The organism is Mycobacterium sp. TH-M116, assembly GCF_057473685.1.
The window spans coordinates 1-12311 of sequence record NZ_JBYCLC010000104.1; the positions used below are offsets into that span (position 1 = coordinate 1).

8 protein-coding genes, 1 tRNA gene and 2 pseudogenes are annotated in these 12311 nt (G+C 68.4%); 8 read left to right on the forward strand and 3 right to left on the reverse strand.

What is annotated here, in order from left to right; all coding sequences use genetic code 11:
- Positions 1-511: 511 nt before the first annotated feature.
- The 6 genes and pseudogenes from AC2VOK_RS05065 to AC2VOK_RS05090 all read left to right on the forward strand — a co-directional run.
- Positions 512-2046, forward strand: a pseudogene (locus tag AC2VOK_RS05065) (molybdopterin-dependent oxidoreductase); the annotation flags it as partial.
- Positions 2045-2692 (forward strand): annotated as a pseudogene (locus AC2VOK_RS05070) (flavodoxin domain-containing protein); the annotation flags it as partial. The pseudogenes AC2VOK_RS05065 and AC2VOK_RS05070, both read left to right, overlap by 2 nt.
- 157 nt (positions 2693-2849) lie before the next feature.
- Complete coding sequence (locus AC2VOK_RS05075) at positions 2850-3149, forward strand: hypothetical protein (protein WP_428899513.1); 300 nt, start codon at positions 2850-2852, stop codon at positions 3147-3149.
- 436 nt (positions 3150-3585) lie between these two features.
- Positions 3586-4518 carry a cysteine synthase A gene (gene cysK / locus AC2VOK_RS05080; RefSeq protein ID WP_428899514.1) on the forward strand — a complete coding sequence of 311 codons (933 nt, stop codon included), beginning with the start codon at positions 3586-3588 and terminating at the stop codon, positions 4516-4518.
- Positions 4519-4520: 2 nt separating this feature from the next.
- Positions 4521-5204, forward strand: coding sequence for a serine O-acetyltransferase (gene cysE / locus AC2VOK_RS05085; RefSeq protein ID WP_428899515.1), 684 nt, complete (start codon positions 4521-4523; stop codon positions 5202-5204).
- Between the two features lie 73 nt (positions 5205-5277).
- Entirely contained in the window at positions 5278-6924 is a 1647-nt protein-coding gene (locus tag AC2VOK_RS05090; protein WP_428899516.1) for an NAD-dependent malic enzyme, read from the forward strand.
- Positions 6925-6935: 11 nt separating this feature from the next.
- Here AC2VOK_RS05090 and AC2VOK_RS05095 read toward each other — a convergent pair.
- A tRNA-Asn gene (locus tag AC2VOK_RS05095) sits at positions 6936-7008 on the reverse strand.
- Positions 7009-7157: 149 nt separating this feature from the next.
- On the opposite strand from AC2VOK_RS05095, the gene AC2VOK_RS05100 reads away from it, so the two are divergent.
- Entirely contained in the window at positions 7158-7436 is a 279-nt protein-coding gene (locus AC2VOK_RS05100; protein WP_421530452.1) for a hypothetical protein, read from the forward strand.
- Here AC2VOK_RS05100 and dnaG read toward each other — a convergent pair.
- Positions 7411-9387 (reverse strand): DNA primase, encoded by a 1977-nt coding sequence (gene dnaG, locus AC2VOK_RS05105; RefSeq protein WP_428899517.1) that lies wholly within the window; start codon positions 9385-9387, stop codon positions 7411-7413. The genes AC2VOK_RS05100 and dnaG overlap by 26 nt on opposite strands.
- A gap of 190 nt (positions 9388-9577) precedes the next feature.
- Positions 9578-10843, reverse strand: coding sequence for a deoxyguanosinetriphosphate triphosphohydrolase (locus tag AC2VOK_RS05110; protein WP_428899518.1), 1266 nt, complete (start codon positions 10841-10843; stop codon positions 9578-9580).
- An 83-nt stretch (positions 10844-10926) separates the two neighbouring features.
- Here AC2VOK_RS05110 and AC2VOK_RS05115 point away from each other — a divergent pair.
- On the forward strand, positions 10927-12311 hold a 1385-nt coding region (locus AC2VOK_RS05115; RefSeq protein WP_428899519.1), incomplete at its 3' end, for a TPM domain-containing protein.

A 12311-nucleotide genomic window follows, 5' to 3' on the forward strand; every position in this document is an offset into this window, starting at 1 on the left:
GGGCAGACCAGCAGCTACCCGCTGCACACAACCAAAACCGTGGTAAAAATCAGACTCGACACACCTCACCGAGTTCAGTCCACGGATCGAGGCTAAGCGAAGGCGGTGAATGTCCCGCAGGTTTGATCGAAAGCCGTCTGTACCGGATTGTGCCCGCGGCGCCGACGGGAGTGTCGTGCCCAGCTCCCCGGTCGACGTCGACCCGGGATGAGCTGCGCCGATACGGATTTCCACGCGGATCACCAACGCCGTCGACCCGTTGCGATGAAGTCGTAAAGCGCCGGAAACATTCGGTGACCGATGCCGAAACATCCTTGTCGCAGCGTCGTTGTCTGCATGCCTGTCGAGGGAGGGGCAAATCCCGTGCCGAGGGAGCTCGATGGTGCCCATTAAGGACCCCGTTGACCCCGTTGACCCCGTTGACCCCGTTGACCCCGTTGACCCCGGCGCGACGCCGGTGAACACGGCTCTCGTGGACACGGTGTGCGGCTACTGCGGCGTCGGTTGCGGTATGGAGTTGCACGTCACCACGGACGCGCGCTGCGACCGGCGTCACATCGTGAAGTCACTTGGCAGCAAACAACATCCGGCCAACTACGGCCGGCTGTGCACCAAGGGCACAACCACCGCGGACCTGCTTGCGGCGCCGGGTGGATGGAAACGGCGCATCTGCGCACCGACCGCGGCGCACCCGTCGAGCCGATTGACATCGGCGACGCGATCGCCCGCTGCGGGAACCTGTTACGGGAGATCGTCGACCGGCACGGTCCGGACGCCTTTGCTCTCTACGTGTCGGGACAGATGTCCCTGGAGGCCCAGTACCTCGCCAACAAGCTGACCAAGGGCTTCATCGGCACCAACCAGATCGCGTCGAACTCACGCCTGTGCATGGCCAGCGCCAGTTCGGGCTACACGCTCTCTCTCGGTGCGGACGGCCCGCCGGGATCCTACGAGGACTTCGACAGAGCCGACGTCTTCTTCGTGATCGGCGCCAATATGGCCGACTGCCACCCAATTCTTTTCCTGCGCATGATGGATCGCGTGAAGGCCGGCGCCAAACTGATCGTCGTCGACCCGCGCCGCACCGCTACTGCCGAGAAGGCCGACCTGTTCCTGCAGATCAACCCAGGCGCCGACCTCGCACTCCTCAACGGCCTGCTGCACCTGGTCGTTGAGAACGGTCACACCGACAACGAATTCATCGCCGAATACACCGAGGGCTGGGGAGAGATGCCCGGTTTCCTGCGGCAGTTCACCCCCGAGTCGGTAGGCGAGATCACCGGTCTGGCCGTCGAAGGCCTCCGCACGGCAGCCCGCTGGATCGGTGAATCAGCGAACTGGATGAGTTGCTGGACAATGGGACTCAACCAAAGCACACACGGGACCTGGAACACCAACGCCATCTGCAACCTGCACCTGGCGACCGGCGCGATCTGCCGGCCGGGCAGCGGCCCGTTCTCGCTGACCGGTCAGCCGAACGCGATGGGCGGCCGCGAAATGGGTTACCTGGGGTCGGGCCTGCCGGGCCAGCGGTCGGTGGGCTCGGCACACGACCGGGCCTTCGTCGAGGACCGCTGGGGCATCCCCCGGGGCACGCTGCGCGCCGAGTCCGGCACCGGCACCGTCGACCTGTTCTCGCGCATGTCAGAGGGGCGAATCAAAGCGTGCTGGATCATCTGCACCAATCCAACTGCCTCCGTGGCGAATCGGAGGACCGTGCTGGAGGGCCTGGAAGCCGCCGAGTTGGTCATCGGCCAGGATGCCTTCTTCGACGCCGAGACCAACGAATACGCCGACGTGTTGCTGCCGGCCGCGCTGTGGACGGAATCCGAAGGGGTGATGGTCAACTCCGAACGCAACCTGACGCTGTTCCAGCCGGCCGTCGAGGCGCCGGGCCAGGCGCTGCCGGATTGGCAGATCATCGCCCGGATCGCCTCTGCGATGGGCTATTCGGATGCCTTCAGCTACGAATCCGCCGCTGACGTCTTCGAGGAGATCAAGCAATTCTTCAATCCCGCAACGGGATACGACCTGCGAGGGGCCTCAGCCGCGGCTGTATTCGATCTCCTCCAGCCCCAAGGAAAGTCCGCACGAAGTCCATTTGACGGTCTCCCCCGTCCGGTACAACTTCCAGGGGATCCGACGTCACGGCGTGTGTTCGACCTACCTGGCTGACCGTTCACCTGGCGACCAGATCGCGTTATATGTAAGGCCTTCCAGTAATTTCCGGCCTCCGGCCGATCCCCACACGCCGATGATCATGATCGGACCCGGGACCGGGATCGCTCCCTTCCGGGGCTTTTTGCAGGAGCGCCGCGCACTGGGCCACACCGGACCCAACTGGCTGTTCTTCGGGGAACGCCACGCCGCCAACGACTTCTACTACCGCGACGAGATCGAGGCGATGCGTGCAGACGGATTCCTCACCGAGCTGGATCTGGCGTTCTCCCGCGACCAGCGCGAGAAGGTTTACGTCCGGCATCTGATGCGCCGCCGCGGCGCCCAGCTGTGGCGCTGGTTGCAGGACGGCGCGCAGGTGTATGTCTGCGGGAACGCCGACCCGATGGCCAAGGACGTCGACCGTGCGCTCAGCGACATCGCGGCCGAGCACGGCAGGCTCGACCACGACGCCTCCCAGGCATACGTGCGCGCGCTGAGCGCCGACAAGCGCTACCACCGCGACGTCTACTGAGATCTCGCGCGCCGCCGCGAGATGCGTAATGCGACCGAAACGTCGCGCACCCGCCGCCGAAACATCGTCGTCGCACCATTCTCTTGTCGGATTGCGGGCGTCTTGCCGGATTGCGGGCGTCTTGCCGGATTGCACGGGTCAGAGGAGTGCCGGAAGCATGGCTCGGGATTGTGTCGGACCCGAAGGGGCCCCCGAACACTTCTGCCCGCCGCAGTGCCGGCTGCGGCTCGGTACCGCTCGCGAGCGGGTCGACTGGGCGGGGCTGCCCGTCGACCTGGATTTGGTGTTTTCCAGAAACCAGCGTGACAAGGTCTACCTGCAGCACCTGCTGCGCCGGCGGGACACCCGGATCGCGTGCCGCTTCGACGACGGCCGCAGGCGGTGCGCCCGCGGCGACGACTGTCCCCTGGTCCGGGACGAGGGGCTCGCCCAACCCCGGCCTACGGCAGGTCGCTGAGCGCCGCCGCCGCCACACCTTGTGATCCACCCGCTTGACCCACCCGCGCGCTGAGCGGAATTGACCGGCGGTTGACCCGGTTTAGACCCTTAGGCGGTGATCGAGCTTCGGGACGAGGTGAAGGCGCGGATGAGCCGGACCGGCGAACAGGGCAGTTGTCCTATAGTGGGGCTATGCAACAGGCCAGACAGCCGCGCTTCGCCCTTACGCGCCGTCCCGCTGTGGACTGTTGTTGTCGTTGTTGTTGATTTCCTGACGCCTTCCGACGCTCAACTGTTGTGTGCGTCCGGCGCCGGATACCGGCGGGTCCGAGGGTACGCCGGGGCGGCACCGGGACGCGCGTCACTCTCCAGGAAGACCGACCACCGATGACCGCATTTCACGGATCTCACCAAGGGCTTGGCCGGCGTGTCCGGCACACCTTTGAGGAGGGCACATGAGCATCGCCGACGACGTCACGCAGCTGGTGGGGGGCACGCCGCTGGTCCGGCTGCGCCGGGTCAGCGAGGGCGCCGTCGCCGACGTCGTGGCCAAGCTGGAGTTCTTCAACCCGGCCAACAGCGTCAAGGACCGTATCGGCGTGGCCATGATCGACGCGGCCGAACTCGCGGGCCTGATCAAACCGGACACGATCATCCTCGAACCGACGAGCGGCAACACCGGCATCGCGCTGGCGATGGTGTGTGCCGCGCGGGGATACCGGTGCGTGCTGACCATGCCCGAGACGATGAGCGTCGAGCGGCGGATGCTGCTGCGCGCCTACGGCGCCGAACTCGTGCTGACGCCCGGCGCCGACGGCATGGCGGGCGCCATCGCCAAGGCCGAGGAACTCGCCAAGACCGACCAGCGGTATTTCGTGCCGCAGCAGTTCGAGAACCCCGCCAATCCGGCCGTGCATCGGGCCACCACCGGGGAGGAGATCTGGCGTGACACCGAGGGCAAGGTCGACATCTTCGTGGCCGGGGTGGGCACTGGGGGCACCATCACCGGCGTGGCCCAGGCCATCAAGGAGCGCAAGCCGTCCATTCAGATCATCGCGGTGGAGCCGGCTGCGTCGCCGGTGCTGTCCGGCGGGCAGAAAGGGCCTCACCCAATCCAGGGCATCGGCGCCGGCTTCGTCCCACCGGTACTGGACATGGACCTGATCGACGAAGTGGTCGCCGTCGGCGACGAGGACTCAATCACCATGGCCCGGCGCCTGGCACGCGAAGAGGGGCTGCTCGCCGGCATCTCCTCGGGCGCTGCGGTGGCAGCCGCCGTACAAGTGGCCCACCGGCCGGAGAACACCGGCAAGCTCGTCGTCACGCTGCTCCCGAGTTTCGGCGAACGGTATCTGAGCACACCGCTGTTCGCGGACGTGGCGGACTAGCCATGCTCGCTGCCCTGCGCAACGACATCCGGGCCGCCCGGGAGCGCGACCCGGCCGCGCCGACGACACTCGAGGTGATCTTCGCCTACCCGGGTGTGCATGCCATCTGGGGCCACCGGATCAGCCACTGGCTGTGGAAACGCGGCGCCAGGGTGACCGCGCGGGCTTTGGCCGAGTTGACCCGCATCCTGACCGGCGTCGACATCCACCCCGGCGCCCACCTCGGCTCCGGGTTGTTCATCGACCACGCCACCGGTGTGGTGATCGGGGAAACAGCCGAGGTGGGCGACGACGTCACGATGTACCACGGCGTCACCCTCGGCGGCAGCGGCGCCGACACCGGCAAACGCCACCCCACGATCGGCGACCGCGTGACCATCGGCGCCGGGGCCAAGATACTGGGCGCGATCAAGATCGGCGACGACAGCCGCATCGGCGCGAACGCCGTGGTGGTCAAGCCAGTTCCGTCGAGCGCTGTGGTCGTCGGGGTGCCTGGGCAGGTGATCAGCCGCCCGGGCCGCGGCAGCCCGGACGACTCGATGATGCCCGATCTCGTCGGCGTCAGCCTGCAATCCCTGCTGACCCGGGTCGCCAAGCTGGAGGCCCTCAGTGACGGGCAGCAGAGCGAGCGCGTCATCCGCCCGCCCGAAGCCGGGGTCTGGCACGGCGAGGACTTCTCCATCTAGACCGCCCGCGGGCGGCCCACCGCGAGCGGCGTTACCGTGGCCTGGGGCGGCAGGCCCCCGGAAGGAGGATGCCATGAGCGATCCCTGCACGCCGCGAGTCCCGGCGGCGCTGTCCGCACCGAGCCTGAACCGGGGGGTCGGCTTCACCCACGCGCAGCGGCGGCAGTTGGGGTTGACCGGCCGGTTGCCCTCGGCGGTGCTCACGCTCGACCAGCAAGCCCATCGCGTGTGGCAGCAAGTACAAAGCCTGGCAACGGATTTGGGCCGCAATCTGCTGCTGGAGCAGCTGCACTACCGCCACGAAGTCCTGTACTTCAAGGTGCTCGAAGACCATCTGCCCGAGTTGATGCCGGTGGTCTACACCCCCACCGTCGGTGAGGCCATCCAGCGCTTCTCCGACGAATACAGAGGACAGCGGGGTCTTTTCCTCAGCATCGACGAGCCGGACGAGATCGAGGCCGCGTTCGACACCTTCGGCTTGGGGCCTGACGACGTCGACCTGATCGTGTGCACCGACGCCGAGGCGATCCTGGGCATCGGCGACTGGGGCGTGGGGGGGATCCAGATCGCCGTGGGCAAGCTGGCGCTGTACACCGCCGGCGCCGGCATCGATCCCCGCCGCTGCCTGGCGGTGTCGCTGGACGTCGGCACCGACAACGAGCAACTGCTGGCCGACCCGTTCTACCTGGGCGACCGTCATCCCCGGCGGCGCGGCGCCGAATACGACGATTTCGTCAAACGCTACATCGAGACCGCGCACCGGTTGTTCCCGAATGCAATCCTGCATTTCGAGGACTTCGGGCCGTCGAACGCGCGCAACATCCTGCAGACCTACGGCGACCGGTATTGCGTGTTCAACGACGACATCCAGGGAACCGGCGCGGTCGTCGTGGCGGCCGTGAACGGGGGGTGCCGCGTCACCGGGGCCCCGATGCGCGAACACAAGACGATCGTCTTCGGGGCCGGGACGGCCGGCATCGGCGTCGCCGATCAGATCCGCGACGCGCTCGTCGCCGCCGGCGCCACCGTCGAGGAAGCGCAGTCGCAGATCTGGGCGATCGACAAGCAGGGCCTGCTGTTCGACGACATGGATGACCTGCGGGATTTCCAGCGGCCCTACGCCAAGAACCGCCGCGAGCTGGGCGTGGCCGCCGACGAGCGGGTGGGATTGGTCGACACGATCGCGCTCGCGTCCCCCAACTTGTTGCTGGGCTGCTCGGCGGTGTCAGGGGCGTTCACCCGCGAGGTCGTCGAGGCGATGACGGCGTCGTGCGAACGCCCCATGATCTTCCCGCTGTCCAACCCCACCTCACGCATGGAAGCCATGCCGGGCGACGTGCTCGAGTGGTCGAACGGCCGCGCCCTGGTGGCCACCGGCACACCGGTTTCGCCCGTCGAATACGACGGCACGACCTACCGGATCGGGCAGGCCAACAACGTGTTGGTGTTCCCGGGGATCGGGCTGGGCATCGTCGTCGCCGGAGCCAGGCTGGTCACCGCGAAAATGCTGCGGGCCGCCGCGGAAGCCGTTGCGCACCAGGCATGTCCGGCGAATCGGGGCGATTCGCTGCTGCCCGAAATCAAGAACCTGCGCACCATCTCCACGGCTGTCGCCGAGGCGGTCTACCGCGCGGCCGTCGACGACGGGGTGGCACGCAAGACGCATGACGACATCCGTCAGGCCATCCTCGACAGCATCTGGACGCCGGCCTACGACTAGCAGCAGCGTTGCTCCCCCGGGAGGACTCGAACCTCCAACCGTTCGGTTAACAGCCGAATGCTCTGCCAGTTGAGCTACAGGGGACTGACCGCGGGACGACTGTAGCGTACCGGGGCACCCGCACCCAACCAGAGGGACCAGCCCGCGGGTGCTCGGCGCAGGAGATCGGCCGCGCGGGCACTCCACCGGGTGAGGCAGGATGGAGGGGTCAGTGAGTCGTCGGGAGGAACGCTTTGATCGGGTATGCCGTGGTACTCGGCCTGGGTTACGTGCTGGGCACGAAAGCCGGGCACCGTCGCTACGAACAGATCACCGGCACGTATCGCGCGCTGACAGGCAGTCCGGTGGTCAGGTCGATGATCGAGGGTGGACGGCGCAAGGTCGCCAACCGCATCTCCCCCGATGCCGGATTCGTGGCGCTGACCGCAATCGACGCCGAGACCGCCATCCTCGAACGCGGGCCGGAGCGGACGGATGACGAGGTCCTCACCCGGCCTGATCGTCGCCGCTAGCCTGTTCCAGCAGGCTGCGCCGGTAAGCCTCCAGGGCGACCAGGTCGCCGAACAGTTCGTGGTATTCGTCGCCCTGCTCGATGGGTGACATGCGCTGCAGCCGGGACTTCACGTCGGCGATCTGCCGGCCCATCCAGACCGCCTGGAGCCGCGCGAGCACCGCGGTGATGTGACGCGGTAGCTTCTCTTCATCGGTCGGCATCGGTTCGACCCCGAGCTCGTTGATCAGGCCGGCGGTCAGGGCCGATGTGGTCTGCTTGCGCACCGCGTCAATCCACTCCGCGCCGGTGACGCCCGTCGAGGTGCCGCCTGCCGCCTCAATTGCCGCACGCACCGCTGCGTAACCGGGATGAGTGAAGCACTCTACGGTCAACGTGTCGAATACCGGACCGGCCAGTACCGGGTACTGCAGCGCCGCTCGTAGTGCCGCACGCTGCTCCCACAACGTCGGGTCGCTCGGGTCAGGACGGGTGGCTCCCATGTCCCGGGGCTCGGCCGGTACAGCAGTCGCAGCAGCCTGGCCGCGCCCACCGACGGCCCCGGGAGCCTGTCGGCCCCCGCGGGCCGCGGCCTTGGGCTGCTTGGCCTGACGCCGGACCCGGTCGATGATCTGAGCCACGTCGTCCCAGCCGACCCATCCGGCGAGCTGACGAGCGTACTCGTCGCGCAGTGTGGGGTCCTTGATCTGGGCCACCATCGGCACGCAGCGGCGCAGCGCGCCGACCCTGCCCTCGGCGCTGTCGAGATCCGTCTCGGCGAGCGCGGTGCGGATCGCGAACTCGAACAGAGGGGTGCGCCGGGCCACCAAGTCGCGCAGCGCGCCGTCGCCGGACTGCAGCCGCAGGTCGCAGGGATCCAAGCCATCGGGGGCCACCGCGACGAACGACTGCCCGGCCAGGTTCTGCTCGCCGTCGAAGGCCTTGAGCGCCGCGGCCCGGCCGGCCGCGTCGCCGTCGAACACGTAGATCAGCTCGCCGCGAAAGAAGCTGTCGTCCATCATCAGCCGACGCAGCATCCCCAGGTGCTCGTCGCCGAACGCGGTGCCGCACGACGCCACGGCAGTGGTGACCCCGGACAGGTGCATCGCCATGACGTCGGTGTAGCCCTCGACGACGACGGCCTGGTGTCCCTTGGCGATGTCCCGCTTGGCCAGGTCGATGCCGAACAACACCGACGACTTCTTGTACAGCAAAGTCTCGGGGGTGTTGATGTACTTGGCTTCCATCGGGTCGTCGTCGAAGATCCGCCGGGCGCCGAACCCGATCACCTCACCAGCCGAGGTCCGGATCGGCCACAGCAGCCGCCGGTGGAAACGGTCCATCGGTCCGCGCCGCCCCTGCCGGGACAGACCCGCGGCCTCCAACTCCTTGAAGTCGAAACCCTTGCGCTGCAAGTGTTTTGTCAGCGCGTCCCAGCCCGAGGGGGCGAATCCGCAGCCGAAACGGCGGGCCGCCTCGGCGTCGAAGTTGCGTTCCATCAGATAACTGCGCGCCGGCGCGGCCTCGTCGGACTCCAGCGCCGCCGCATAGAATTCCGCGGCGGCCGCGTTGGCCCCGACGAGCCTGCTGCGGGTGCCGCGGTCGCGCTGCACGCTGGTGGCCGGGCCGGTGTAGCTGATCGTGAACCCGACGCGGTCGGCGAGCAGTTCGACGGCCTCCACGAAGCTGACGTGCTCGATCTTCTGCACGAACGCGTACACGTCGCCACCTTCGCCGCAGCCGAAGCAGTGGAAATGGCCGTGGTTGGGGCGTACGTGAAAAGACGGCGACTTCTCGTCGTGGAAGGGGCACAGCCCTTTCAGCGAATCGGCGCCGGCGTTGCGCAGCTGGACGTAGTCCCCGACAACCTCCTCGATGCGGACCCGTTCGCGGATGGCGGCGATGTCGCGGTCGGGAATCCGGGCCCGGCCCTGCGGGCGGCCCGCATTCGCCGAACCCACCGGACTGGACATTCGGCTAGTTTAAGGCCCGGTCCGGGGTACCGAGACAGACATCTGGTCGTCGCGGCTGACCGCGTCGGTAACGGTCACCAGGTGGGCCGGGCCTTCCCCACGCGCCCCGAGCGCCGTCAGGTCGCCGCCGGCAGGCTTCCCGGTGCGCCCCGGCGCCCGGTAGTCCCCGCGGCGACGCCGCCGTCGTCCGCTAAAAGCCGACCTGGCCGGTGTCGATGCGCTCCAGCCGTCCCTCGGTGTAGGACGCGATCTGGTCGACGACGACGCGGAACCGGGCGCGGTCGTCGTCGGCAGCGGTGAACGCGGCGGCAAACATCGGGTCTAGTGTGCGCGGCGCACCCGAATGCAGCCAGTGCGCCACCCGCGCAATGCGCTCGCGCTGCCGGGCCTGGGCGTCCAGATGCCGCGGATCGGACATGATGAACTGCAGCGCCAGGATCTTCAGCAGGGCGACCTCGGCGCGAACCACGTCGGGCACCTGCAGATCAGCCTGGTAGCGCACCAGCGGTCCGGGGCCCGCCGCGGCGCGTGTGGTCGCGATCGCGGCCGAGGCGAACCGTCCCACCAGCTCACTGGTCAGGCGCTTGAGTGCGACCGCGGCCGCCAGCGTCGCGTCGTACTTGCCGACCGCGGCGACCACCGGCAGCGCCGACAGCCTGCGGGCGGCCGCCATGAAGTCGTCGGCGCTGACCCGCGCGAATTCGCTCTCTCCCAGTTGTGCCAGCGCAGCGGCCTCGTCGTCATCGGCCAGCACGCGCAGATCGATGCGCTGGGACACGACGCCGTCCTCGACGTCGTGCACGGAATAGGCGACGTCGTCAGCCCAGTCCATGACCTGGGCTTCCAGGCACACCCGATCCGCGGGCGCGCGGTCGCGCACCCAGGCCGCCAGCTTGCGGTCCTCCTCGTAGAAGCCGTACTTGCGCCGCCCCGTCGCGCGCATCCACGGATATTTCGTCACCGCGTCCAGAGCCGCCCGAGTCAGGTTGAGCCCCGCGCTGTCACCTTGTGCATCAAGCACTTTGGGCTCGAGCCTGGTGAGGATCCGGAAGTTCTGGGCGTTGCCCTCGAAACCACCGCAGGCGGCCGCCAGCTCGTCGAGCGCGCGCTCGCCGTTGTGGCCGTAGGGCGGGTGGCCGATGTCGTGGGCAAGGCCGGCCAGCTCGACGAGTTCGAGGTCGCAGCCCAGCCCGACCGCCATCCCCCGCCCGATCTGGGCGACTTCCAGCGAATGCGTCAACCGGGTTCGCGGGGTGTCACCTTCGCGTGGCCCGACCACCTGCGTCTTGTCGGCCAGCCGGCGCAGCGCCGCGCTGTGCAGCACCCGGGCCCGGTCCCGGGCGAAGTCGCTGCGGTGCTGCCCTTCCGTCCCTGGCAGGCCCGCCGTCTTCGGCGCTTCGGGTACCCGCCGCTGACGGTCGAGGTCGTCGTAGGGGTCATGCTGATTCGTGATCACCGAGGCACAGTCTGCCAGGCAACACCGGGTTGGGCCCGGCCTTTGCCGGGCTGTTTCTCCGCGGGCCCGGGCTAGATTGACTTATGCGTACCGCTCGGCTGCTCGGCGTGATCGTGACGATTCTCGGCGCCGGGATGGCACTGGCACCCCCTGCCGCCGCGCAACCACCGCAGCGGCTGGCGGGCTACGTCACCGACGATGCGGGCGCCCTGTCGGGCGCCGGCCGCTCCGCAGTGATATCGGCCGTCGACACGCTCTACACCGACCGCCACATCCGGTTGTGGGTGGTCTACGTCGACAGTTTCTCCGATCAGAGCGCCGCGAGTTGGGCCCAGCTCACCTACCGCCGCAGCGAGCTGGGCGACAATGACGCCCTGCTGGCCGTGGCGACGAACAGCAGGGCCTACGCCTTCCTGGTGCCGGCCACGGTCACGAGCATCGACGCGAAACAGGTCGACGCCCTGCGGCGCGACAAGATCGAACCCGCGCTGCACGACAACGACTGGAGCGGCGCCGCAGTCGCGGCCGCCGACGGGCTCGACACGAAGCCCACGCCGCCGGGTCCGTTGATACTGCTGGTGGGGCTGGCCGTCGTCGCAGGCGCCGTGACCGTACTGCTGGTCGTGATGCGTTTCCGCCGCAGCCGCCGCCGCGCCGCGGAATTCGCCGCGGCCCGGCGGAGGGATCCCACCGACGCCGACGCGCTGGCCACGGTCCCCCTCGACGCCCTCGACGACCTGTCCCGCTCGATGGTCGTCGACGTCGACAACGCGCTGCGCACCAGCTCCAACGAACTCGCCCTGGCGATCGACGAATTCGGCGCAGAGCGGACCGCACCCTTCAGCCGCGCGGTTGACAACGCCCGAGCGGCGCTGAGCCAGGCATTCACCGTGCGCCAACAGCTCGACGACGCCACACCGGAGACGCCGCAGGAGCGCCGGGAGCTACTCACCCTGGTCATCGTGTCGGCGGCGCGAGCCGACCGCGAGCTCGCATCACAGACCGAAGAGTTCGAGAAGCTGCGGGACCTGGTGATCAACGCGCCCTCGCGGCTGGACGGGATGACGCGCCGCTACGTCGAACTCACCGCCCGCGTTGTCCCGGCCGAACAACGGCTCGCCGCCCTGCACAACGAATTCGACGCCGCGGCGCTGACGTCGGTGTCCGGCAATGTCGCGGCCGCCAAGGAGCGACTGGCTTTCGCCGACCGCAACATCGGCGCGGCCCGCGAATCGGCCACGAAGGCGGTCGCCGGTCAGCAGAGCGCCCTGGTGGACGCGGTCCGCGCCGCCGAGTCGGCGCTCGGGCAGGCCCGCGCGCTGCTCGACGCGGTGGACGGAGCCGCCAACGACATTCGGCACGCCATCGATGAACTGCCGTCGGCCGTCTCCGACGTCCAGGCCGGCATCCAGCGCGCCAACGATCAACTGCAGAAGACGCCGAGCGCCAAATCGCCCCACGCCGGCGC